Annotated in this window: 18 protein-coding genes; 14 read left to right on the forward strand and 4 right to left on the reverse strand. The window is 46.6% G+C overall.

Annotated elements, in window-relative coordinates; genetic code table 11:
* Positions 1 to 73: 73 nt before the first annotated feature.
* From NYE24_RS04185 to NYE24_RS04220, 8 genes are all read left to right on the forward strand, one after another.
* Positions 74 to 475, forward strand: a complete 402-nt coding sequence (locus tag NYE24_RS04185) for a GntR family transcriptional regulator (RefSeq protein ID WP_342478125.1) — start codon at positions 74 to 76, stop codon at positions 473 to 475.
* Entirely contained in the window at positions 472 to 1,548 is a 1,077-nt protein-coding gene (locus tag NYE24_RS04190; RefSeq protein WP_342478126.1) for a DUF5808 domain-containing protein, read from the forward strand. The genes NYE24_RS04185 and NYE24_RS04190 overlap by 4 nt, the downstream gene beginning before the upstream one ends.
* A 56-nt stretch (positions 1,549 to 1,604) precedes the next feature.
* Complete coding sequence (locus tag NYE24_RS04195; protein WP_342478127.1) at positions 1,605 to 3,629, forward strand: serine hydrolase domain-containing protein; 2,025 nt, start codon at positions 1,605 to 1,607, stop codon at positions 3,627 to 3,629.
* A 273-nt stretch (positions 3,630 to 3,902) separates the two neighbouring features.
* Entirely contained in the window at positions 3,903 to 4,751 is an 849-nt protein-coding gene (locus NYE24_RS04200) for a hypothetical protein (RefSeq protein ID WP_342478128.1), read from the forward strand.
* A 564-nt stretch (positions 4,752 to 5,315) separates the two neighbouring features.
* Positions 5,316 to 6,779: a 4-hydroxyphenylacetate 3-hydroxylase N-terminal domain-containing protein gene (locus NYE24_RS04205; protein WP_036701427.1), complete on the forward strand. Its 1,464-nt coding sequence runs from the start codon at positions 5,316 to 5,318 to the stop codon at positions 6,777 to 6,779.
* Between the two features lie 99 nt (positions 6,780 to 6,878).
* Entirely contained in the window at positions 6,879 to 7,463 is a 585-nt protein-coding gene (locus NYE24_RS04210) for a TetR/AcrR family transcriptional regulator (protein WP_342478129.1), read from the forward strand.
* Positions 7,464 to 7,632: 169 nt separating this feature from the next.
* Positions 7,633 to 9,570: an FAD-dependent oxidoreductase gene (locus NYE24_RS04215; RefSeq protein WP_342478130.1), complete on the forward strand. Its 1,938-nt coding sequence runs from the start codon at positions 7,633 to 7,635 to the stop codon at positions 9,568 to 9,570.
* A 121-nt stretch (positions 9,571 to 9,691) separates the two neighbouring features.
* A complete protein-coding gene (locus tag NYE24_RS04220; RefSeq protein ID WP_342478131.1) occupies positions 9,692 to 11,938 on the forward strand; it encodes a glycoside hydrolase family 3 C-terminal domain-containing protein in 2,247 nt (748 codons plus the stop codon).
* 37 nt (positions 11,939 to 11,975) lie between these two features.
* Here NYE24_RS04220 and NYE24_RS04225 read toward each other — a convergent pair whose 3' ends face one another.
* The 3 genes from NYE24_RS04225 to NYE24_RS04235 form a co-directional block, all read right to left on the reverse strand.
* The gene (locus NYE24_RS04225) at positions 11,976 to 12,956 is read right to left on the reverse strand and encodes a helix-turn-helix domain-containing protein (protein ID WP_342478132.1); all 981 of its coding nucleotides are present in this window, start codon (positions 12,954 to 12,956) and stop codon (positions 11,976 to 11,978) included.
* 99 nt (positions 12,957 to 13,055) lie between these two features.
* Positions 13,056 to 14,197 (reverse strand): IS3 family transposase gene (locus NYE24_RS04230; protein WP_342476556.1). Its coding sequence is split into 2 segments (ribosomal slippage): positions 13,056 to 13,924 and positions 13,924 to 14,197, totalling 1,143 coding nucleotides; the frame shifts between segments, so codons are not numbered across the junction.
* Positions 14,198 to 14,277: 80 nt separating this feature from the next.
* Positions 14,278 to 14,484 carry a hypothetical protein gene (locus NYE24_RS04235; RefSeq protein WP_342478133.1) on the reverse strand — a complete coding sequence of 69 codons (207 nt, stop codon included), beginning with the start codon at positions 14,482 to 14,484 and terminating at the stop codon, positions 14,278 to 14,280.
* A 170-nt stretch (positions 14,485 to 14,654) separates the two neighbouring features.
* Between NYE24_RS04235 and NYE24_RS04240 the strand changes: the two genes are divergently transcribed.
* The gene (locus NYE24_RS04240) at positions 14,655 to 17,375 is read left to right on the forward strand and encodes a glycoside hydrolase family 78 protein (protein ID WP_342478134.1); all 2,721 of its coding nucleotides are present in this window, start codon (positions 14,655 to 14,657) and stop codon (positions 17,373 to 17,375) included.
* Positions 17,376 to 17,580: 205 nt separating this feature from the next.
* Positions 17,581 to 19,011: a glycoside-pentoside-hexuronide (GPH):cation symporter gene (locus NYE24_RS04245; protein WP_342478135.1), complete on the forward strand. Its 1,431-nt coding sequence runs from the start codon at positions 17,581 to 17,583 to the stop codon at positions 19,009 to 19,011.
* Positions 19,012 to 19,051: 40 nt separating this feature from the next.
* Here the strand turns inward: NYE24_RS04245 and NYE24_RS04250 are convergent, their stop codons facing one another.
* Positions 19,052 to 19,297: a hypothetical protein gene (locus NYE24_RS04250; protein ID WP_342478136.1), complete on the reverse strand. Its 246-nt coding sequence runs from the start codon at positions 19,295 to 19,297 to the stop codon at positions 19,052 to 19,054.
* A gap of 89 nt (positions 19,298 to 19,386) precedes the next feature.
* Here NYE24_RS04250 and NYE24_RS04255 point away from each other — a divergent pair, with 89 nt between their 5' ends.
* The 4 genes from NYE24_RS04255 to NYE24_RS04270 all read left to right on the forward strand — a co-directional run bounded on the left by NYE24_RS04255 (position 19,387) and on the right by NYE24_RS04270 (position 25,017).
* Complete coding sequence (locus NYE24_RS04255; protein ID WP_342479198.1) at positions 19,387 to 20,607, forward strand: cytochrome P450; 1,221 nt, start codon at positions 19,387 to 19,389, stop codon at positions 20,605 to 20,607.
* A gap of 189 nt (positions 20,608 to 20,796) precedes the next feature.
* Entirely contained in the window at positions 20,797 to 22,014 is a 1,218-nt protein-coding gene (locus NYE24_RS04260) for a sensor histidine kinase (RefSeq protein ID WP_342478137.1), read from the forward strand.
* The gene (locus tag NYE24_RS04265; protein WP_342478138.1) at positions 22,011 to 22,664 is read left to right on the forward strand and encodes a response regulator transcription factor; all 654 of its coding nucleotides are present in this window, start codon (positions 22,011 to 22,013) and stop codon (positions 22,662 to 22,664) included. Before NYE24_RS04260 ends, NYE24_RS04265 begins: the two co-directional genes overlap by 4 nt.
* A gap of 265 nt (positions 22,665 to 22,929) precedes the next feature.
* Positions 22,930 to 25,017 (forward strand): MMPL family transporter, encoded by a 2,088-nt coding sequence (locus NYE24_RS04270; protein WP_342478139.1) that lies wholly within the window; start codon positions 22,930 to 22,932, stop codon positions 25,015 to 25,017.
* The last annotated feature ends 14 nt before the right edge of the window (positions 25,018 to 25,031 follow it).

The raw sequence follows: 25,031 nt of genomic DNA on the forward strand, positions 1-25,031 counted from the left end.
TCATCTTTAACTTGATTAGTATTATTATATTTGTTATACATGTAATATAACATATAAAGAAGGAGGGTTATTCGTGTTCATAGAGCTTGATCTGCAATCGGAAACCCCCATCTACACACAACTGGTTGACCAAATCGTTGAAGGGATCGCCTCTGGCGAGCTGAAGCCCGGCGATTCGCTTCCGTCGATTCGGAGCCTGGCCGAGAACCTCGGGATCAATCTCCATACCGTCAATAAAGCCTACAATTTGCTCAAGCAGGAGGGCTTGCTTCAAGTGAACAGGAAGACGGGCGTTATTGTTCAGCCGGGCGGGATGCCTGGTGTGACAGAGGTGTTCGCGGAGAAGCTCCGGCGGCAGCTGCGTTCTCTTGCTGCTGCAGCTGCGGTACGGGGCATGGCGGAAGAGGTATTCGCACAAGAGAGCAGATCGGTGTACCAGGATATAATCAGGATTCGCGGAGGGGAACAACATTGACACAAGAACCGATGGTTATTATTTTCGGCAGTTATTTGATGATTACTATGATGCTCAGCTTACAGGCCTATCGCGGATTAAGGACCTTTCTGTTCGGCATTGCTCTGCCGGAAGAGGTACTGAATGACCCATCCATCCGTGCCATTCGCCGGAATTACGCTTTGCTTACCAGTGGTTTTGCGGTCGTCATCGGGTGGGCTTGCTTGTTATGGCTGCGCCATCAACCGGCCCGGGGTCTCCTGATTTTGACAACATCCATCTTGCTTTTAATGTTTGCTTCATCCTTCGCAGTTTGGCTCAGCCGGATGTCCGTGCAACGCTTGAAGACTGCCAGAGGTTGGCAGGTTGACGTGGAAACGAAGCGCACTGCAAGTCTCAAACTCAGCCGGATGCATAGTCCGGTGCTACGCACTTGGTGGTATTCGGCAAATGCTGCCGTTATGGCGCTATGCATCTTCTTTGCTATTGCAAGATGGGATACGATTCCGCAATTGTTGATTCTCGGAAATTTCCACTTCAACAAATCCGTGTGGACCGTGTTCATGCTGAACAGTGTGCAAGCGCTGAATATCACCGTGTTCGTCTGCTGCAATCTACTGATCAGCCGTGCCAGAACATCGCTGGATCCCCAGGACCGGGAAGGTTCGCTGCAAAAACAGTTGAAGCTCAAGAAAATCCATTCACTCTTAGCTTGGGGAGCCTCACTTCTAATGGTTGTATTCTATGGAGTAGCGCAAGCCATAGCGTTGTACGACTGGAGGGGCAATCTGCTTTTTCTCTCCGGCATGGCGCTCTGCACATTGCTTTTCGTGGCACTAATCGGCGTAATACTTTACATACGGATCAAGGGTATGGATCAGCTAAGAGATGTTCCATCGTTGGAGGAAAGACACTGGAAGTGGCTCGGCCTCTTTTACGTGAATCCTGAAGATCCGGCGTTGATGATTCCTAACAATCACGGTTTCGGCTGGGCGATCAATATGGCCAATCCGCGCAGTAAGATCATAGCCGCCGCGATTATAGCTGTTCCGATAATCGAAACTATACTAGTTTTTCCTTTATTCAATAAATGAAGAATTATCGTGAAGGGAAAGTTCAAATGCTAAGAAACCGTTGGATAAATGTAGCTATGCTATTGTTGTGTCTGCTTCTGCTGTTAACCGCCTGCAACGACAAGCCACCTGTGGAACTCACCCTGAAAGCTGCACAGGAGAAAGCAACTCTCCTCACAAATACGTACGACACGAACAGCGTGCAATACGCCCTTATCGATCATGGCCGCATCACCGTATCCGGCCAAGCCGGCAAGAATGATGAGGAGGGACAGAGGCCGCTCACGAAAGACACGATGTACGGAATCGGCTCAACCAGTAAAATGTTTACCACGGTTGCCGTTATGCAACTGGTCGAGCAAGGGAATATCGGTCTCGACACACCGGTCGTCCAGTATGTCCCCGAGTTTACGATGAAGGATGAACGTTACAATCAGATTACACCGCGTATGTTGCTGAATCATTCCTCCGGTTTACAGGGTTCCTCGTATACTAACGCCTTTTTATTCAATGATAAAGATACTTACGCCTACGACACACTGCTGGAACAACTAGCCGGTGAGACCTTAAAGGCTGATCCGGGTGCTTATTCAGTGTACTGCAATGACGGCTTTTCACTTGCCCAGATTGTGGTCGAGCGCGTCAGCGGCATGGACTTCACCTCTTATATCCGTCGATATATTACGGAACCTCTAGGTATGGTTAATACGAAGACGCCGCTCGATTCTCCGGACGAGGCGAAGATGGCGGGGCTCTATTATCCTACCTATACAGGACAACTTCCTAACGAGACGGTCAACGTGATCGGAACCGGAGGCATTTATTCCACCGCGGAAGATTTGGTTCGTTTCTCACAAGTTTTCACAGGGGAAAAGGAAGAGGTCTTGTCTGGTAAATCGGCTGAGGCCGCAGCGCAAGATGAGTACAAGACGCCACTCTGGCCTGACGATGCGGACAACTCCATCGGATACGGTCTCGGCTGGGACAGCGTCGATCTCTATCCCTTCGGAGAATACGGAATGAAGGCACTGACCAAAGGCGGGGACACGGTTCTCTATCACACATCGCTCGTTGTGCTTCCCGAACAGGACATGGCGGCAGCTGTCGTCTCTTCCGGCGGAAGCAGTACATACGACCAGCTTCTGGCCAGCGAAATCCTGCTTCAGGCGCTGAAGGAGAACGGGACCCTTACGGAATTCAAGCCAGAGAAATCTTACGGTGTGCGGGTAAAGGCTGATATGCCGGAGTCCATGTTGCAATATGCGGGAATCTACGGCGCGACTGGTACAACAATGAACATCAAAATATCCACAGGCGGTGTCATGTCCATCACTTCGGAGCAGCCATCGGCTAATCCGAACCGGATGCTCAAATATTCGGCGGACGGCATGTTCCATAGTTCGGATGGAAAAGAGATGATCAGCTTTGTGACGGAGGAGAATGGACGCACTTACGAATGGATTCGACAATACGCTTCGGTGCCGGGTCTTGGGCAGGTAGCTATATCCATGTACAACGCTGAGAAGCTCAAGCCCCGAGATCTTCCGGCGCAGACCCGGGAAGCATGGATGCAGCGCGACGGCAAGAAATATTATTTACTGAATGAGAAGTATACATCGCTCGGTTATTTGATGTTCCCGCCCACCCAATTGAACCTGTCTAACCAATTGCCGGGGTACGTATTGGATAAGCGAATAACCGGCCCGAATACGGCTGTCTCCGAATTGCAAATTCCGGGATCGAACGGACGGGATCTCTCAAATCTTACGTTTTTTACACAAGACGGCGTTGAGTACTTGAATCATGGTGGATTCGTCTTAGTGAACGAGGACAACTTGAAGCCATTAAACTATGCTAAGAAGTCAACTGTTACGATTCCGCCTAACGGATACGCCAGGTGGTATACGATAAGCGACAAAGACGAGGGCAAAATGCTTAAGGTGAGCGTATCCTCGAATGGTTCCTTCGCCGTTTATGATGACATGGGGACATGCCTCTACTTCAGTGTCATCGGCGGCAAGGATCAGACCACGCTGCCTGCGGGAGGAACGATTGTTTTCGCCGGAGATGCTGGCACGAAGTTTGAGGTTTCCACGCAATAATATCGCATAATGGAAAATGGAAGATTTAAAATCCTTATCTGGGTTTCACTCCAATAAAGGGCACTTTTTAATCTTTCAAACAATCTTTAAACAGGCCTTACACTTCGCCATGCATCAGTCTGTATAATAGAACTCTCTGAAACCTGCGCAAATTGCAGGTTTTTTTCGGTTGAGAAGAGGGAATGGCAATTTAAGAGCCAACAAATTAATTGACCAAAGGATGGAAAAGACTTATTATTTCTATAAAATGGTTTGTAAGGAGTGAAATAGGAGTTGTTGGAACTTGACGGTATGGATGCTGACTCTTTAATAGCTATGCTAAAAGCTTCATTCACCTTAGACAATTTTACAGCAATGATAGATATATCTGACATGCTTATTGAAATGATCGCAGTAATACATGCTACAGCCCCCAAAGGATTTGAGGCCCAGAGGTTAAAGCGTTCTATAGTCTATTACTTTGGGTTTAGTCTTTGTGCGAAGGGCATTGCTCTTCAAAAACTTGGCGATTACAAAAGTGCTCGACAGTGTATAGAAAAGTATTCAGATTTGAGCTGGGTTCAGCTTTTTGACGAAGAGTCATTGGAAGAAATTGAATATTATAAAAATACCGCTAGAGCAAACGCCTTCGTTCTTGACTTACTTGAGGGAAAGAAGGAGGTATTGCCTGAATACGTGAAATTTTTAAAGCTGGGTGCGAGGGAAGAAATGACCGCTGGGTTGCTAAATATCTTGGACTCCGCTTTAAGATACAACTACCAGGTGGACTGGGCATTGGAAGAACTGCAGAGTGACGTTGAGAAACCTGATGATACTTCACCTGCTGTAGATGTTAGGTACTACATAGAATATATTCATCTATTATCTATTTATTGGTTTAAACGGAAGAAGTCAGCTATTGCAATAACCCTAACTCTGGAAAATATCGTATTAAGTGGTAGACTATTTGATAGAGCAGGCTTTAGAAAAGCTATTGCTTTTTATGAACTTGTTAGAGCTGAGGCCAATATTTCACAGCTACAAGAGTATCATGCAATAATGCGAAATATTCTAGAAGGGGAGTTCAATGATGAAAATTATGAAAAAGAAGCTTTTGTTATTGACAACCGTATTGCTGATTAGCTCATTAACCATTTTGACTGCCGCAAGCGCCGAGGAAATCACTGCACTTCAGACCACAAAAGTGACAACCAATAGCCACGGCATGGGCCACTGATTTGTCTGAAATGAATATTAAAGAAAGACTCTATCGTCAAGTGATAGAGTCTTTTAAATTGGGTCCCCATGCTCAACAGCCAGTAACTTTCTTAAAAAAATCATGCACGAAATGCAACAATCCCGCCTACTACAAGCGGCCTATGCTGAAATCCTGCACGAAATGCAACAAATCCAGCGCTAACTGGCTCTCTACACCGGAATTTGTGCAATTAATGCAACAATGCACCGCAGCCAGTAACTCTTATAGAGAAATCCTGCAAAATGTGCAACAACCAATACTCTCCGCTACCCTGCGGCTGTCTGAGTATTGTCCGCTAAAGAACTTACTCAAGTCGTTGAAATAGATGAAGAAAAGTAAATGTTTGAACAAGGACAATGTACTGCTTTTAACACCACCACATATTTTACAGAAACTGTATTAGTCAATTTGGCTAAACCGTTGAATGTTCATGAATGGGGTGGTGGGCCATGGCAGTTAAGAGCGGCAAGGAATATATCGAGCGTATCGACCGCCAGCAGATCAAAATATGGTACCAGGGTAAAACCATCCAAAGGCCTTTATCCAGCCATCCCGCCTTCAACGGATTAATGAAGACCCAAGCTGAAATGTATGATATGCAGCATCAGCAGAAAACCATCGAACAAATGACCTTTCAAAGCGGGACGGATGGGGAGCGCTACGGACTTTCCTTCCTGGCCCCGAGAAGCAAGGAAGACCTGGTCCGCCGGAGGATCATGATGGAATTGTGGGCTGGGAAGCACCACGGGTTTTTAGGGAGATCACCCGATTATATGAACACGACGCTGATGTCTTTATATACCGCTGCGCATCTGTTACAAGAATACAATCCGGAATATGAAGATAATCTTAAAAAGTACTATGAGTACTGCCGCAGCCAGGACATTACCTTATCCCACGCATTCATTCAGCCGTTTGCCAGTCGGTTGTCCGAAGTGGTGGACGAGGTGGAGGATTCCATTACAGCTAAAGTTGTCGAGCGCAAGGAGAACGGAATTGTGGTAAACGGTGCTTTTATGATGGCTACGCAGGCAGCAACCTGTGATGAAATACTGGTGATCCCTTCACCTCTCCCTTCCATGATGGAACAGGATAATCCATATGCCTTTGCTTTTGCCGTTCCCAATGATCTGGAAGGGATGACCTTCATTTGTCGTGAGAGTTACTCAGGCTCATCTCAATATGATCATCCGCTGAGCAGCAGATTTGAAGAAATGGACGCCATGGTGATCTTCGATCACGTCTTCATCCCACGCAACCGTATCTTTTACTTAGGGAATCAAGAGATTGGAGAGCGGCTGTTCAGCGAAGGGAATTTTCACAGCCATGCCGGCCATCAGGTGCTTACACGCTACATTGCCAAGACGGAATTTCTGCTCGGCCTGATCTCTAAATTGTCAGATGAACAGAATATCGCTCTCGAAGCGGTAACGATGGAGCGGATATCCCGGATTTTGACCATGCTTGAGAATTTAAAAGCTCTTCGCCTGGCTTCCGAAATGATGGCAGAACCGGATGCCAAGGGTTATTATGTGCCGGCCCACAAGCCGCTGATTGCGGCTACGATGCAGTATTCCTCTTTTTATCAGGAGATGCTGGGTATGCTCCAGGACATCAGCTCCAGTAATCTGGTGATGCTTCCTTCCGAGACAGACCTGGGATCTGATGCCGGCGGCTTTATCCGTCTCTATCTTAAAGGACAGGATTCATCAGCCTGTGACCGGATTTCGCTCTTCCGGCTAAGCTGGGAACTGGCTATCGGCCCCTTCGGCGGCAGGCAAAGACAGTTTGAGCGCTTTTTCTTCGGAAACACCCGCGCGCTTACTTCCCGGATGTATAACGTGTACAGTCTTGATAAATACAAGACGATGATTGATGAATTTCTGCAGCGTGGAGAAACCCAGGTCTTTTAAAGACTCTGGGTTTCTTTTGTATTTCAACGACAAGCCGTAATTGCTGCCAGATAGCCGTGAAAGTATAATGGCTAAGAGAGAAGTAATGGAGGGGATCATATGAGAGAGCTGAAAAATATTGAAGAACGTATCCTGGACCGCGCGCTGTATCTGATGGGGAAGAACAAAAGCTGTAATATCGCGATCCGCGCCATTGCCAAAGAAGCGGATGTTAATGTGAGTGCCATCAATTATTATTTCCGAAGTAAAGACGAAATGCTCAACCTGGTTAAGGAATTCTATATTCAAAATATCCTTACGGTATTGTCAATCTTACGAGATGAAGCCTGCAGTCCAAAAGAGAAGCTGCTGCTGGCAGCAAACGAGATTATGGAATATTCGCTGCGTTTTCCCGGTAACCGGGTAATCTACACCCATTCCTTAGAGTGTTCAGATGATGATAAAACTTCAAGACGCGTTATTGATCTGTCAGAGGAGATTGGCAGCCTGCTCAAAGCGTGTTTACGTAAGCTAATACCAGAAGATGATGATAACTTCAGGTTCAAGCATTTGATTTTCACTTCATCTATTAATTATCCTACGGAATACGAAGGGATTACGGAAACAGATGGATTATTCCTGACTGACAAAGAAGCGCGTATAGAATACCTTAACCTGTTGATTGATTCGTTATTTTCCGATTAACAGATCGTATGAACAACGCCGCAGAAAATTCAAACATTTTGTTTTAAACATATTGTCATAACTCATTCGCTCAGGTATATTTGAGGTGTCAGTAATCAGGTCGAACTGATTATGTGAAATATATAACAAAGTTTCGCGTCTTGAAAAAGAATGTGAAGGAGAATGTATTATGGCTTATCCTGCTTTGTTCAGTCCTATTCAAATCAGAGGGTTAGAGTTGAAGAACCGTATTATCTTTCCGGCCATGGGCACCAAAATGCCTAGTGAGGAACGCTTTGTTACCCAGCAGCTTATCGATTACCATGTAGCCAGAGCAGAAGGAGGCTGCGGTTTAAATTTCACTGAGGTATGTTCGGTATATGGGCCAGCTGCGCCTAAGAAGTTCCTGGCCATCTCTGATGATAAATATATCCCTGGTCTACAGCAGCTTACAGAGGCCATCCATGATGCAGGCGGCAAGGCAGGAATTCAGTTATGGCTGGGTGGATTGGCCGTTGCTAGTGATAGTGAGCAAATAATCATTATTCCAAGTCCCGTGCCTGTGCCTGGTACAGAATACACCATACCGGGAGCAGATATTGAGACTTTACAGGCTGCGGCTAAGTCCTTCGGAGAAGGGGCACGGCGGGCAGTCGAAGCCGGCTTCGACGCCATTGAATTTCATGCAGGCCATAACTATACTCCGCATTCTTTTCTGAGCCCCTTCTTTAACCGGAGAACCGATGAATACGGGGGAAGCCTGGAGAACAGAGCCAGATTCCTGATTGAATGTATTACTTCGATTCGCGGTAACATTCCGGCAGATATGCCGTTGTTTATGCGTATTGATGCTCACGATGATTATCTGGAGGGCGGACTGAGTATAGAGGATGTTATCGCATTCTGTAAAATGGCACAAGCTGCCGGCGTGGATGCGCTTGACGTCTCCAGAGGTAATTTCTCTTCTGCGGCAATCAAATATGAGGTGCCTCCTATCGACCTGCCAAGAGGGTTCAATGTCGATAATGCAGCCAGAATCCGCCGGGAAACCGGAATGCTGACTGTAGCGGTAGGACGTATTAATGCTCCTGATCAGGCAGAGGACATCCTGGCGGATGGCAAAGCAGATATGGTGGTGATCGGACGCGCCCAGCTTGCTGACCCTGAATTCTGCCTGAAGTCAGAGTCCGGCAACAGCAACGATATTATAGAGTGTGTCGCTTGCAATCAGGGCTGTTATGACGGATTTGTCTCAAGTGAAGTGCCATTCATTACATGCTTAAGGAACCCGGCTTTGGGCAGAGAAGCGGAATACAAGCTGATGATAACAGATCATCCCAAGAAGGTTGTAGTTGCCGGTGGCGGAATCGCCGGTTTGGAAGCGGCCATGGTGCTGAAACGCAGAGGACATCAGCCGATTGTATGCGAGGCGGCAGGAGCGCTGGGCGGCCAGTTTGCCCTGGCTGGGGAAGCGCCAAGAAAAGAAGAGATGAAAGCAGCCGCTCTATCCCGGGGAGAACAGGTAATCAGGGAGGGCATTGAGGTCAGACTCGATAGCCCGGTTACGGCATCGCTCCTGGAAGAACTCCAACCGGACGAAGTGATTGTGGCTATAGGCGCAGCTCCCATGGAGCTGAGAATTCCCGGAAGCCAGTTGACCAAGGTTACGAACTCGCATGATGTATTGTCAGGAGAAGCAGAGGTGTCCGGGGAAGTCGTTATTGTCGGCGGGGGACTCGTTGGTCTTGAGGTTGCCGAATACCTGCATGGTAAGGCTTCTAAGATCACTGTAGTTGAGATGCTGGATAAAGTGGCAAAAGACTTGGGCGAACTACGCTCGATCTGTGTCATGGAAAGCCTGTATGAATCCGGGGTCCAGATTATGACCAACACCAAGTGCCTTGAAATTAATGAGGATGGAGTCGTCATTGAGAGCAACGGTGAAGTTTCATCGTATCCATGTGATTCTGTTGTTGTTGCCATCGGGGCGAAGTCACGGAATTATGAGGGGCTCCAGCATTTTTGCAACGAGCATGATATCCCTGTCCATGTGATCGGTGATGCCTTGCGTGCCCGCAGAGCCTTAAACGCCGTCAGTGAAGCGCATGAAGTGGCGAGAATGATCTAAGCAATAACACCACACTATGCTCCCAAAAAAGATACCAAATTACCATATTGTTTGGTGAAATTGCCTTATTCTAATAAAGTAAGCGATCTCATTAGATTTGATTATCATTGGAGGAGAGCACGTGGAGCGTAATATCAAAGAAATTATTAGCCAAATGACCTTGGAAGAAAAAGCAGCAATCTGCTCTGGACAAGATTTCTGGAATACCATACCCATCGAGCGTCTTGGAATACCTTCAATTATGATGACAGACGGCCCCCATGGACTTCGGAAGCAAGAAGGGGAGGTGGATCATCTTGGCTTGAACCAAAGTGTTCCTGCTACCTGCTATCCCTCCGGAAGCGGTCTTGCCTCCTCATGGAATACCGAGCTCGCAGAGAGAATGGGCTCCATGATTGGACTTGAAGCGGCAGCTGAGGATATATCAATTGTTCTTGGACCAGGAGTGAACGTCAAGCGCTCCCCGTTATGCGGCCGGAACTTCGAATATTTATCAGAGGACCCCTATTTATCAGGAACACTGGCATCCAGTTATATACAAGGTGTACAGAGTCAGGGCGTAGGAACCTCCATTAAGCATTTTGCCGTAAACAATCAGGAATTTAAAAGAATGTCAGTCGACGCCCAGGTGGACGAACGAACCTTGCGGGAGATTTATCTCGCCAGCTTTGAGTACGCCATTAAACAAGGACAGCCCTGGACGGTCATGGCTGCGTACAACAAAGTGAACGGGGAGTATTGTTCAGAGAACACCCGTCTATTAACAGACATCCTCCGCGAAGAATGGGGCTTTGAGGGTGCAGTGATCTCGGACTGGGGAGCCGTCAACGAGCGGGACCTGGGCGTTGCTGCCGGTATGGATCTTGAAATGCCATCCAGTAACGGAATCGGCAGCAAGAAGATTATTGAAGCTGTCCAATCCGGCAGACTGAGTGAAGCTGCGCTTGATCAGACGGTAGACAGAATTTTAACACTTATCTTTAAAGCGATCGACAGCCGGAAAGAGAAGGGGACAGTTGATCCTGAGGTTCAACATCTTAAAGCCCGTGAAATTGCCGGAGAATGTATGGTTCTGCTCAAGAACGAAGAGGCTATCCTTCCTATCGGAATTAAGGATTCAGTTGCGGTAATCGGTGCTTTTGCCCGGAAGGCGCGTTATCAGGGTGGGGGAAGCTCCCACATTCTTCCTACTAAGCTCGATACGATATATGAAGAAATGGTTAAGATTGCCGGAGCGGATGACCGTATAAGGTATGCGGCCGGCTATCCGCTGGATACCGATACGATCGACGAAGAACTGATTCAGGAGGCGGTTGAAGCTGCAAGACAGTCGCAAGTTGCCGTTATTGTTGCCGGTCTGCCTGAACGTTATGAATCGGAAGGGTTTGACCGAAAGCATCTTCAGTTGCCGGATAACCATCGGAGAATGATTGAAGCCGTCGCTGCGGAACAAGCCAATGTTGTAGTTGTACTCAGCAACGGAGGACCGCTTGAAATGCCTTGGCTGGATAACGTTAAGGCTGTGCTTGGGGCATATTTAGGCGGTCAGGCTTCCGGAGGAGCCATAGCCGATCTGCTCTATGGGCTTGTCAATCCGAGCGGCAAACTGGCTGAGACCTTCCCTAAAAAGCTAATTCACAACCCGTCCTACTTAAACTTCCCGGGGGATGGGGAGACAGCGGAATACAGAGAAGGCATATTCGTGGGCTACCGCCACTACGACACTAGAGATGTTGAACCGCTATTTCCCTTTGGTTTCGGCTTAAGCTATACGCAATACGAATATACAGATCTTAAGCTCAGTCATCATACGATTCAGGACACAGACCGTTTGTCCGTTACAGCTAAAATCAGGAACATAGGACGTATGGCTGGAAAAGAGGTCGTTCAGTTATATGTAAGTGATATTGAATCAACACTCCCCCGCCCAATAAAGGAGTTAAAAGGCTATGCCAAGGTTGCGCTTCAACCAGGAGAAGAGACAACCGTTCAATTTGAGCTGGATAAACGATCCTTTGCGTATTACGATGCCAAGCATCAAGATTGGATTGTTGAGACGGGGGAATTCGAAATTCTCATCGGCAGCTCTTCCAGAAATATCGAACTAAAAGACACGGTAGTGGTGGAATCAAGTACTGTTCTGCTCCAAACCATCACAAGGCATTCTACCTTTGCGGACCTGCTTCAGCATCCCCGTGGCGCTGCTATTATGGAAGCAATGGGACAACATGATGTTAAGGATAGTGGTTTGGGAGAAGGAATGGACGAATTAATTCTGAACACTTCGTTGCATAACGCGTCCATGATGAGTAATGGGCTGTTCACTGAAGAGACACTTCAGAGCATTCTTGCCGCTGTGAATAGCTAATTCGAGTATAAGTCCAATAAGCCCTGTAGAACCGGGCTTATTGGCTTAAGTGTTGTGTTTGCTGATACTGTTTCGGGGTTAGCCCTGTATGCTTTTTGAAAACCTTAGTAAAGTAGCTCTGATCAGAAAAGCTCAGGAGTGACCCGATTTCGGACAGAGGTGTATTCGAGAACAGAATCATATTTTTGGCTTCTTCAATTTTAATCTGCTGGATATACTCATTAACCGGTACACCCGTCTCCTTTTTAAATATAACCGACAAATAATTCGGGCTGATGCCGGCGTGACCGGCAATGGATTCATGGGTGATCCTGGAGAATCGCTGGTCATAAATATAATTTTTGCATGTGGTAACGGTTTTAGAATACCGGGCTTCCTTAACCTGAGCTACTTTTTCGGTCAACTCAAAAAATGCAACTAAACATAACTGATCAATTTCTTTTTCCGTCCGCAATTCCTCCAGGCGTTGAATGTACAGATCGCTTACCGAAAAGGAAATTTCTGAATGAAGCCCTCCCTCTATCGCCGCTCTGGCAGCTAGAGCAATGCCTATAATGCCTAGATTTTTTTTGGAGCGGATGTGGCTTGATTTGGACAGTATCCCCGTATTCTCCTTGCCAAGCTGCGAGAATCGCTTAAGCGCTTCCGTTTGGCCTTCTCTTATGATCGTTAACAATTTCTTTTCATAAAGGGGATTATGATGAGGGGCCAGCTCATCGTTTGGTGCAAAGCGGATGGCACCCGGCATCTTGGTTTCTTCAACCTGCAGCTCCAGTTGATCTTGTATCTGATCGGCTGCAATGAACTTGCCGCTGAACATCTGATAGATCAGAACGGCAATGTTCACCAGCTTCCCGTAGGTGATGACAGGAAGAGACTGATAATAATGAAACACCTGCTCCCGGTTGGCGAAGAGATTCGTATCGTTGATTAGCCCGTTTATTTTGTGGTCGAATAGCGTGAAGGGCAGAGAGGGGCCGACAATAATGGTTCCTTCAAAGCTCTGGTTACTGACCACACTCATGGATATGTAATTTTCAAAAAAGAGCGTTTTTCTAATGACAGGGATCGGGACTGCACCCTGTTTGTGAGACAGGGGTCAAAACACCTTGCAAGTTTAAGCAGCCAGTCGCCGAAAATCCACCGGCGACTGGTTATTTAGTTTCGCCTGAATCCGAATTGAGTTATAGTAGGTGATGTAGTCTCGAACGGTCCGTTCAACGATTGCTGTCGTTGTACACATGAGATCTTCGAGGTAGAACGTTTCAGACTTTAGGGTGGAATGAAACGATTCGATGGGGGCATTATCCGCGGGCGTTCCTTTACGGGACATGCTCATGGTAATGCCTTTTTCTTTGACTGCCGCCTGGTACGCCTGAGACGTATACACACTGCCCTGATCGCTGTGGAGCAGCATGTTGGCCCGCTCTGGAAGTTGGCCCAGCGTATCCAATACAAAGGACGTGTCCTGCTTGTCCGCTATACTGTAAGCGACAATTTCTCCGTTGTACAGATCCAAAATACTTGAAAGGTACAACATCTTGCCGCCAAACGGCAAATACGTAATATCTGTGACCAGTTTTTGCAAGGGAGCTGCTGCATGAAATTGCCGCTTTAACAGATGTTCTGCAGGTTGTGCCGGTTGCCCCGTAGTCTTTCGTTTCTTCATCCTCACACGGCACTGTAATCCCTCACGCTGCATGATACGCTGGACCCGTTTATGGTTTATAGGCTCTTCTGCCCGAAGGAGTGCCGTGATTTTACGGTAACCGTACCGGAATTTGTGCAGAGTGCAAAGCTGCCTTATCTTTTCCACCATCCGATCTGTACGTTGAGTCCTGGCAGCCTTCCAGCGGTAGTAGGTAGCTCTCGCGACCCCAAGCCACGCACAAGCCTCCGACACCTTCACTTCTGCCCGAATGGATTCGATCCAGGCAACGACAACTTCTGGTTCCACCCCCTTTCCAGTTCCTTGTACTTTTTTAGCAGGTCCAATTGTTGCTTCAGGAATCGATTCTCTGCCTTTAGTCTCTCCAGCTCCGTAGTGGCTTCCGGACCTTTTCCAAGGCTGTATTGCTTACCTACAGGTTGCTCCATGCGATGAATTTCGCCTTCGCGATACCATTTCATCCAGACTTTTAGTTGTGTCCTATTTCGTATGCCCAACTGTCTCATAACATCGCTCACGGGTACTCCTGCCAATCTCATTTCTATAGCTTTCATCTTTATTTCTACGGGGTAACTCACTCTGGTTGCCAACGCAAAAAACACCTCCAAGGATATCTCCCTATCTTACGACAGAGTTTCATTCTCTTGAAGGTGTTTTGATTTGTCTCACATTAGGGGGTCAGTCCCATCTCTTTACAAATCGCAGGCTCTAATTCCAAAACATTAAAGAATAATTGTTTATCGTTTCCATATAGAGGATTTAACATCCGATCATCCAAGCATTCAACAAGAACGTCACCGGCACGACCAATAAAAAACACGGACAGCTCAAAAAGCCCGGATATGAGCTTGCAATGGCTTGCAACGCTTTGTTCCATAAAAACCTCCTATGACTGCCTCATAGTATTAAGCTTCTAAAATTACAATCATAATACCATAATATTCACTGCTATTTCATTACAATAAGAGTAGTAAGCGGTATCATAAAATTTTTGGAATTATCGAAAGGCGGATACAGATGGAGTTAAACAATCTTCGCATTGAATACATGGACAATCCCCTTGGCTTGGATACACCAAGCCCGCGCTTCTCATGGCATTTGGTTTCTTCAGCGCAAGGAGTCATGCAGACTGCCTATCAGATCACTGTAACCAAGGATACTGAGGAGGTTTGGAATTCAGGTAAGGTGGAGGCGGACACTTCAATTCTGGTAGAGTATGCTGGCCTCCCGCTTCAGGCCTCTAGTTTGTATCAGATTCATGTCACTGCATGGGACAATCAAGGCAATCAAGCCAGTATTGCAGGACATTTCGAAACAGGTCTTCTGAAGGGAAGTAACTTTACAGCAGATTGGATTACGCATACCTTCCCGGATGATGAAACTGCACCTCCCGTTTTCCAAAAGATCTTCACTGCAGAAAAGGATATACAGTCAGCCCGTCTCTATGCATCCTCATTAGGAGTTTATGAAATTTCTATTAATGGAAATCGGGTAGGGGATCATTATTTTGCTCCTGGCTGGACGAATTACAAGGAGCGGCTGCAATATCAAACCTATAACTTAGACGGACTCTTGGAGCAGCAAAATAAAATAGAGATCACAGTTGGAAATGGCTGGTATAAAGGGATCTTTGGCTTCACCTGTACTCCGAATCATTACGGGGACAGAGTGGCCGCTATCGCCGAACTGCACATCGTCTATACAGACGGATCGAAAGAAGTAATTGTGACAGATGAGAGCTGGAAGGTGACGAAGGGACCGATCCGCTCCAGCGAAATCTACATGGGAGAGACCTATGACTCCTGTTATGTAGACGATACTCAATATGAAGTGGTCCCATTCTCCTATAATAACGAGCGTCTTGTCGCCCAGGAATGTGAACCGGTCAGGATTACCAAAAGGCTGCCCGCAGTGAAGCTCTTTACGACACCCAAAGGAGAGCAGGTTATTGATTTCGGACAGATTCTGACCGGATTCGTAGAGCTGCAGATTACCGGGCGTGAGGGCCAGGTCATTACTATCCGGCATGCCGAGGTACTTGATAAAGAAGGGAACCTGTACCCTGAGACCTTGCGGCAAGCAATCTCTATTGACCGTTTTATTTGTAATGGGAAAGAGCAAGTCTTCCGGCCGCATTTTACTTTTCATGGGTTCCGTTACATTGCGGTCGAAGGCTTAGAGGTCATTCAACCGGAGCTGTTCACCGCCTGCGTACTGCATTCACATCTGGAGGAAACAGGCAGTCTGACCACCTCGAGTGAAATGGTTAACCAATTATTCAGTAATATTCAATGGAGCCAGCGCGGTAATTTCCTTGACATCCCTACGGACTGCCCGCAAAGAGATGAACGTCTTGGCTGGACAGGAGATGCTCAGGTGTTTGCCGGAACGGCTGCCTTTAATATGAATGTAGCCTCCTTCTTCACGAAATGGCTGCGTGATCTTGCTTCTGAGCAGACTGAAGAATATGGCGTTCCGCATGTAATCCCAAATATCCTGGGGAATCAGGAAGGAGCTGCTGCATGGGGCGATGCTGCGGTTATTGTTCCTTGGACCGTGTATCAGATGTATGGCGACCTTAGGCTGCTGGAGCAACAGTACGACAGCATGAAGGGCTGGGTTGATTACATCTCTGGACGCTGCGGGATTAATGGGCTGTGGCAGACAGGATTTCAATACGGAGACTGGCTCGGACTTGATAAGGAAGAGATCAGTAATGAGCGGACCGGGGCTACGGATGTGTATCTGGTGGCTAACGCTTATTATGCCTATTCCACAGAGCTGCTGGCCAAGACTGCCAGCGTGTTAAACAGATCTGAGGATGCCACCAAATACGAAACGCTTCATAGCCAAATCAAATCAGCGTTCCAGGAAGAGTATATTTCCGCAACCGGCAGATTAGTCAGTGAGACTCAAACGGCTTGCGTATTAGCTCTTCATTTCAATCTGGTGGAGGACAAGCACCGGGAGAGAGTCCGCAAGACCCTGGAGTCTAGCATAGCCCAGCATAAGAATCACCTTACGACCGGTTTTGTGGGCACTCCATATCTGTGTCATGTATTATCTGAGAATCAAATGCATGAGCTTGCGGGCACCTTGTTCCTGAAAGAAGATTTTCCGTCCTGGCTCTACGCAGTTAAGAAGGGAGCTACAACCATCTGGGAACGGTGGAACTCCATTCTCCCGAATGGAGATTTCGATACATCAGGCATGAACTCCTTAAATCATTATGCGTATGGTTCTATTGGGGAATGGATGTACAGGAAGCTGGCTGGTATTAATCAGATCGAACCCGGGTTTAAAAAGATCCTGATACACCCTCAGTTCATAAAAGGAATAAGTGCAGTAGAAGGTATTTATCATTCAGTATATGGAGAAATCAAGAGCTCATGGTCTTGCCGGAATGGGGAAATTATCGTCAATGTGACGATCCCTGCCAATACTGCTGCGGTCATTATATTGCCTGAGCAGGAAGACCCGATTGAAGTCGGTTCTGGAGATTACTGTTTTAGATATCCTACACAGACCAATCTGGACATAGAGCGGTTTACTTTGGACTCCACGCTTAAGGAAGTCATCGAAGAGCCGATAGCTCTTCTGATGATTGAAGAACACGCACCCGGTATGCTGGATCATCCGATGATTAAATATGCATATGATTTCTCTATAAGCGAATTGTTGACCAATACCCCTGAGGAAACAGCAATGTTGTTTAAACTGGTTTTGAAAACATTAAATGAACCGAAAAAGCAGGGGGCTATGCGTTGAAACAAGAGGGCGTTGCAGGATAACTGCAATGCCCTTTTTATTTTAATGTAACCTAGAAACTGCAGGGATGAAAGCGCTTGAAATAAATGTTGAGATAGCAATCATATTTCCAAAAAAACAATTACGATACCATATCTATTTATAATAGAGGATTAAAATAAGGAATAGAAAGCGTTATCATTATAAGGCAAACGGGGGTAAAATAATGAATGAAACAACGGATCTTTATAGTACAGAGGTTGTAACACCAACCAAAAAATCGAAACCATTAGGTACTGATGCCCAGGGTATCCAGAAAACGATGCGGCCTCATCATTACTTAGGTGACGGTGTAGCACAAATTGCACTGAACTCCATTAGCGGACTTATTGGGATGGTTACTTACTTTTATACAGATAAGGTGGGTATTGCAGCTGCAACAGTAGGCACAATTATGCTGATCACCAAGTTAGTTAATGCATTCACGGACCTGCTAATGGGCCGTATCGTTGATGGTACTAAATCGAAGTACGGGAAAGCACGGCCTTGGATGCTGTGGATGGCTCTCCCGGCACTGGCCGCTATCATTTTGCTATTTACAGTTCCTGCCGATGCATCTAACACGGTGAAAACGATCTATGCATTGGCTACAGTAATATTCGCTTCTGCCATTGTCTACACGGGAATTGCTATTCCGTACGGAAGCTTAATGGCCATTCGTACGAAAAGCGTAGAAGAACGCGGTAAGATGGGCCTTACCCGTACCATCTTCGGATACATGATTGGAATCGTTGTCTCTGTTGTATTAATTCCGGTTACCAATATGCTGGGTGGAGATCAGAAGGCTTGGATCATCGTTGCCGTCGTGCTTGGATTATTATCAGCCATTGCACTGGTCCTGACCTTCCTTTCCTCCAAAGAGAACAATGCTAACGTCAATTTGAATGAAAGCGATAACGTACCCTTCTGGGAAAGTATAAAGCTCCTGCTACAGAACAAATATTGGATCATCATGTTGTTTGCTCAATTATTTATTAATATGATGTATACGCTTAACGGCTCAACGGGGATCTATTATACCAAATATATTTTAGGTAATGAGGATCTGATCGGAATCATGGGTGCTATTGGTTTGATTCCGGTATTTCTCGGCTTCGCTCTTGTGGGACCAATGATTAAAAAGTTTGGCCTTTCCAGCACTGCACGTATCGGGCTGATCGTCGGAATCGCTGCCTTGGGTATCCGCTGTTTCATGCCATATAGCTTTGTCGCTGCATTAGTGCTCGGTGGAATAACAACTCTGGCAACCATCCCCATGATGGCTGTGGGCGGGGTGCTCGTCAATAATACTGTAGAGTACGGTGAATGGAAGACAGGTAAGCGTCTGGTGGGGATGGTCAATAGTGCAAACAGCTTTGGCGTTAAAATTGGTATGGGCCTAGCCGCAGCGATGATTGGGTGGATTCTGGCCATGGGGGATTATGATGGAACATTAACCACACAGCCGGATTCCGCAATAACCAGTATTCTTGTTCTTACTGTATATCTTCCTGTGGCAATACTCGTGCTTACGTATCTCTGCCTGCGCAAGTATGACCTGGATGCGAAGTATCCTCAGATTGTAAAGGAACTGGAAGAACGCCGTAGTCAACAATAAACTGAATTGGTTCTGTTAACCAATGAGGACGGTGTCCTTCTTATGCTTTTATCTGACTTAAAAACATCTTTTTCAGAATATTAAGCTGCTCCGCTTCCTTAACTCCAAGGTCAGCCAATTCGCTAAACAAGGCGACTAACCGGTTATATTGAGCTTGATAGAGAGCGATATCCTCCAACGGCTCTTTTGATAAGGCCACGTAACATTCAAAAGCTTCTATCAGTTTTGAACTCTGCTGGTGTCCGGTAATACCGAAAAAAATGAATGAGTCAAAGATACGGCTCAACTTGTCATAGCAGTTTCCTTCGCCGCGAACGATTTTCTTATTATTGTAATGATACCAATATTATCATTTTGGAGGTGCCTCGATTGACCATGAATGAGAATGCCAACCCAACCAGACCTGAAGTTGATTTTATGGACAAGGCTTTTATCCAGCAGCCCTTTGCAGCTTATGAACGGCTGCGCGAAGAGGAGCCGGTACATCGTTTTCTGCTGCCGGGCGGGCAATTTGCCTGGTTAGTCTCCAGGTATGAGGATGCGGTTAAGGTTTTGCAGGACTCACGTTTTGTGACGAATCCCCCGAATGCCGGTAATGAAGAAGCTTTTTTGCCTTCGCACCAGGAAGTTATTTCTCGAAATTTGATTAGCGTTGGCCCTGACGATCATCGCAGATTGCGGCGTTTAATTCAAAAAGCTTTTACACCCCGGATGATTGAAGGACTTCGTGGGCGGATCGAGGAGATTAGCGAGGAGTTGTTGGATACTATTGCTGGAAAAGGCACCCGGAAAATGGATCTAATCGAAGAGTATGCCTTCCCGCTCCCCATTATAGTCATCTGTGAAATGCTGGGTGTGCCTCTGGAGGACCAGGATAGATTCAGAGGATGGTCCGATGTTATTATGGAAGGATTCAATAATCCGGAGCTTGACCAGGCTAGCGATGAGGTCATGAAGGCCTTCGTGGATTATTTACAGGAACTTATTGCCGAGCGGCGCAAGCATTTACAAAATGATCTTATCAGTTCTTTAATCAGCGTTGAGGAAGAAGGGGAAGCCCTGACAGAGCAAGAATTGTACGCGCTTGTATTTGTGCTGATTATTGCTGGTCATGAGACAACCGTTAACTTGATTGGAAATGGCGTGCTGGCACTGTTGGAGCATCCGGAACAGAAACAAATGCTTCTTGCTCAGCCCGAGTTCATTCAATCCGCTATTGAGGAAATGTTACGCTTCAACGGGCCGGCTGAGGTAAGTAATATCCGCTGGGCAACCGAAGATTTAGAGCTAGATGGCAAACAAATTCGCCAAGGAGATATGCTGTTCGTGTCCTTACTCTCAGCAAATCGTGATAGCCTTAAATTTCAAGAGCCGGATACCTTTGATATTACCAGGAAAGTCAATGACCATATCGCTTTTGGTAAAGGGGTTCACTATTGTCTCGGTGCTCCTCTCGCCCGGCTCGAAGGAGAAATTGCCGTTAGTGCACTGCTCCGAAGAATGCCGGATATCCGGCTGGAAGTTGAAGAAGAGCAGCTGGAATGGAGACCTGGCATGATTATAAGAGGAGTCAAGGCATTCCCTGTAACATTCTAATTGTAATAACTGAACCTATCTCAAAAAACCGTGGTAACGCGGTTTTTTGTTTGTATACATTCTCAAAGTTCCCTTTCGTACAGGGTAAACCTCCCTTTTGTACGATTCAACAACTGTATGACTGTAGTACAATCGTATGTAGCAGGGGAGGATGAATACAATGACTTCAATAATTGAAAGCGGAAGGGTATGAATATCCTGAATATGTTTAAGAATGATAAAAACCTTCAAAACGAAATAAATGATGAAATCATCGTTGCCCGGTTTCCTGTTTTACTCTGGGTTTCATTAGTCTACGCAGCTTCAGTGATCCTTCAAGTGGTATACGGGTTAAACTGGGTAAATACTCTTATTTTCACCTTATGCTATATAGTCCATCTTTATCTTCATTGGAATTTGTACAAAATCCCCAAAACTAAAGTATGGATCTTCTTTTTAGTTCAAGGACTGCTGATTTTAACATGCGCTTTATTAATGCCATATAGTTCTCCGGCTATTCTTATTGGCCTGCTTCCTGTTCTTATTGGTCAAAGCATTGGGATCTACTATCAAAAACGAAAAATTTCACTTGTTGCACTATACTGTTTGGTTATCTTCTTTTACACCATGTTATATTTGGGCAATCATTATGACCTTTATCTTATAATGCCGTTATTTTCATTAATGCTGATTCTAGTAGTTGCATATGCGTCATTATTTTTCCAACAGGTCCATGCCCGAATCCGCACACAAACGTTTCTGAGAGATCTTGAAAAGGCTCATAAAAAAGTGGAAGAATTGACACTCGCCAATGAACGTCAACGTCTTGCGCGTGATCTGCATGATACCCTGGCACAGGGGGTAGCGGGAATTATTATGCAGCTTGAAGCGGTTAATGCTCACCTTACTAATGGAAATACCTCCAGATCCCAGGAATTCCTTCAGATATCCATGGGACAGGCCAGGAGAATATTGGCGGAAGCCCGGCTGGCGATAGACAACCTCAGAGTGAAGTCGGCGGCTAACATTGAATTTGAGGAGTCGGTCGGCAATGAAATACGCAGATTTACCCTGGCGACAGGCATCCATATTCACAGTCAAATTGAGATTGTCTCTCTTTTGCCGGGAACGATAAAAGAGCATAGCTTACAGATCATCAGTGAATGCTTGATGAATATAACCAAGCACGCTAAAGCGGATAGCGTATGGGTAAATGTAAGTGAAAGGCCAGGTATCCTCCACCTGGAGGTCAGAGATAATGGTGCTGGGTTTGACACCAACCTAATCGGACAAAAAACGGGACACTATGGCATATTGGGCATGCAAGAACGCGTACGGTTAATCGGAGGGAACTTGGACATTAAGAGTCGTCCAACCGGGACACACATCCAAATTGAAGTTCCAATCCATGAAGGGGAAGGGAAATGAACTCATATAAAATACTTATTGTAGATGATCACATGGTGGTCCGAGAAGGATTAAAAATGATTTTGGAGACAGATGACCGTTTTGAGATTGCAGGAGAGGCAGAAAATGGACAGGCCGCTCTCCGTTTAATCGATGAACTGTCACCCGATGTAGTTCTTCTCGACCTGAATATGCCGGTAATGAGCGGGGAGGAGACGCTACAAGCCTTAAAAGCGAGACATTCTGAGATTCCTGTCATTATCTTGACAACCTACAATGAGGATGGATTAATGATCAATGCGCTGGCCCTGGGGGCCAAAGGGTATTTGCTCAAAGATACAAGCCGGGACGAATTATTCCGGACCATTGAATCGGTAATCCGGGGAAGTACCCTGTTACAGGCTGATATCCTAGCTAAAGTATTCGCGGCAAAGGAACGGTCAAAAATTGCCGGGGCAAGGGATACAGAACCCGTTAACCTTACGGATAAGGAACTGCTCATTTTGCAGCTTGTGGCCCGGGGATTTAAGAGTAAAGAAATTGCCTTTGATATGGGCGTTACGGAGCGGACAATTAAGTCGCATTTGACCAATATCTACAGTAAGCTTGGAGTAGAATCACGTGCCCAGGCCGTAGCTACTGCCATAGAACAGGGCATTCTTCATATCTAGTCACTCGACATTATCTAGCTATTCCCACCCTGGGATATGCCGGGATAGTGTCTTTTTTTGCTGTTTGTTACTTCCCAAAAGTACATGTCCACACCTTCCCCTTGGTACGATTCGCCCTTTAAGCTTTTCCTATACACTAAATACATAGAGAATACACAACAATAGGATGTCGGGAGGACACGAAATGGCAAAATATTTATACCGTTTAGGTCATTGGTCAGCAAGCAATGCGAAAGCTGTTATGTATGGAGGATTTGCAGTTTTAGTGGCATTTGCAATACTTGCGCTAAGCTTGGGGCCAGCGTTCAGTAACAACACATCTATTCCAGGGCTGAAATCCCAAGCAGCGATTGATCTGTTAAACAAAGAATTCGCCGGACCACAGGAAGATGGGGGACAAACCCGGTTCGTCATGAAAGCACCACAAGGTCAAACCTTGTCCTCAGAAGCCTCTCAGACCGTCATTCAGAAAACACAAAAAGAGATTATGGAAGATCCGCAAGTGAAGTCTGTAGCCGGACCTTATGATAACCGGTCGCTAAATACGGACAAGACGATAGCCTACATGGACATCACCTACAAAACACCTGCTGGTGAAGTCACAGAAGCTTCCAGAGAACATATCACAGCTGTAGCTGAAAACTTGCACTTCTCAGACTGGCAAGCTGAACTGACGGGGTCTGCTTACGTCCAGATGAAAATCATGGGTCCGTCAGAAGTCATCGGTGTACTCATCGCTTTTCTGGTTCTGTCTATCACCTTCAGTTCCTTCCTGCTCGGAGTATTGCCAATTGCAACTGCAGTGGTAGGCCTCGGGATTGGCTTGCTTGGTGTAATAATTGGCTCCAATATGCTGGATATTCCCTCAACCTCCATGGCGCTCGCCGCTATGCTTGGGCTGGCGGTGGGCATAGACTACGCGCTCTTTATTGTCTCCAGGTTCCGTCAACAATTGGCCGCGGGCTATAGCAACCGGGAATCAATAGCGATCGCAAATGCTACAGCAGGCAGCTCCGTAGTCTTCGCAGCCATAACGGTGATCATCGGACTGGCCGGTCTGGCCGTCGTGAACATTCCGTTTCTGACAGCTATGGGGCTGGCTGGTGCATTCTGTGTATTGTTAGCCATGCTGACCTCGATCATCCTGGTTCCTGCTGTGCTCAGCGCGGTGGGGAGCAAGGTCACTGCTTCAAGCGGAAACAAGTGGCTGAAGCCTCGTAAACGGATGAACGCAAAAAGTAACCGTCTGGGGCATTTTGTAACAAGTAAGCCTTGGACGATAGTTATTCTAGGAATGATCTTGCTGGGTGTAATTGCCTTACCGTTCTCACATCTGCAGTTGGGGAGTTCCGACGACGGGCTGAAATCAACGGAAAAAACGGAGCGCCGGGCTTATGACCTGCTCTCGGAAGGGTACGGCGAAGGCTATCACAGTCCGCTCATTGTTCTGGCCGTTGCCGAAGGTGAAGGAGATTTCATGACCAATGTATCAAGCGGGTTAAAGGAACTGGAGACTATTCCCAATATAGGCACGGTATCACCGGCTATTCCCGGACCGTCCGGAGAAGTTGCACTGATCAATATTATCCCGGCGACGGGGCCGCATGATATGGAAACGACTAAGCTTATAGATGCAATCAGAGATCAGGCTCCTGATATTCTAGAGAAGAACCATGTGGAATTTATGGTCACAGGCGGCACAGCCGTTAATCTTGAGATTTCGCAGAATCTGAGTGATGCGCTGCCTAAATTCTGTCTCATCATCGTCGGACTGGCGTTTCTACTCCTGATGGTCGTATTCCGTTCGCTGCTGGTGCCAGTGAAGGCGGTGCTGGGTTTTATTCTATCTCTTGCAGCAACATTTGGATTTGTAGTCTTTGTCGTTCAGGATGGTCATCTGGGCAGCGTCTTTGGCTTCTATGGTGCAGGTCCGGTTCTAAACTTTCTTCCCATCATCGTTGTAGGCATTCTGTTCGGCCTTGCGATGGATTATGAGGTTTTCCTCGTTAGCCGGATGCGTGAAGAATTCAAACATACAGGGGATGCCAAACAAGCCGTGCTGGCGGGAATGGGGCACAGTGGCGGTGTAGTAACAGCAGCGGGTCTGATTATGATCTCCGTATTTACCGGCTTCATGCTGGCCGAAGATCCGATTATCAAGTCTATGGGCTTCGCACTTGCCTTTGGTATTCTCTTCGATGCCTTTGTAGTAAGACTGCTCATCGTTCCGGCTGTTATGACCCTAATGGGTAAATCCGCATGGTATCTGCCGAAATGGCTGGACCGGATCTTGCCCAACCTTGACATTGAAGGTGAATCAGTAATGAAAGAGCTGGAGCGTAATGCTGCTTAGAGCAATCAATAAGA

Origin of the sequence: Paenibacillus sp. FSL H7-0350, from assembly GCF_038593195.1 — a bacterium.
Taxonomy (GTDB): domain Bacteria; phylum Bacillota; class Bacilli; order Paenibacillales; family Paenibacillaceae; genus Paenibacillus_AQ.

Bases quoted from the DNA above. Each gene is read 5' to 3' on its own strand.
- NYE24_RS04260 (WP_342478137.1), top strand. From the start codon at position 20,797: ATGAATATCCTGAATATGTTTAAGAATGATAAAAACCTTCAAAACGAA.
- NYE24_RS04195 (WP_342478127.1), top strand. From the start codon at position 1,605: ATGCTATTGTTGTGTCTGCTTCTGCTGTTAACCGCCTGCAACGACAAG.
- NYE24_RS04215 (WP_342478130.1), top strand. From the start codon at position 7,633: ATGGCTTATCCTGCTTTGTTCAGTCCTATTCAAATCAGAGGGTTAGAG.
- NYE24_RS04265 (WP_342478138.1), top strand. From the start codon at position 22,011: ATGAACTCATATAAAATACTTATTGTAGATGATCACATGGTGGTCCGA.
- NYE24_RS04235 (WP_342478133.1), bottom strand. From the start codon at position 14,484: ATGGAACAAAGCGTTGCAAGCCATTGCAAGCTCATATCCGGGCTTTTT.
- NYE24_RS04245 (WP_342478135.1), top strand. From the start codon at position 17,581: ATGAATGAAACAACGGATCTTTATAGTACAGAGGTTGTAACACCAACC.
- NYE24_RS04205 (WP_036701427.1), top strand. From the start codon at position 5,316: ATGGCAGTTAAGAGCGGCAAGGAATATATCGAGCGTATCGACCGCCAG.
- NYE24_RS04240 (WP_342478134.1), top strand. From the start codon at position 14,655: ATGGACAATCCCCTTGGCTTGGATACACCAAGCCCGCGCTTCTCATGG.
- NYE24_RS04255 (WP_342479198.1), top strand. From the start codon at position 19,387: ATGAATGAGAATGCCAACCCAACCAGACCTGAAGTTGATTTTATGGAC.
- NYE24_RS04210 (WP_342478129.1), top strand. From the start codon at position 6,879: ATGAGAGAGCTGAAAAATATTGAAGAACGTATCCTGGACCGCGCGCTG.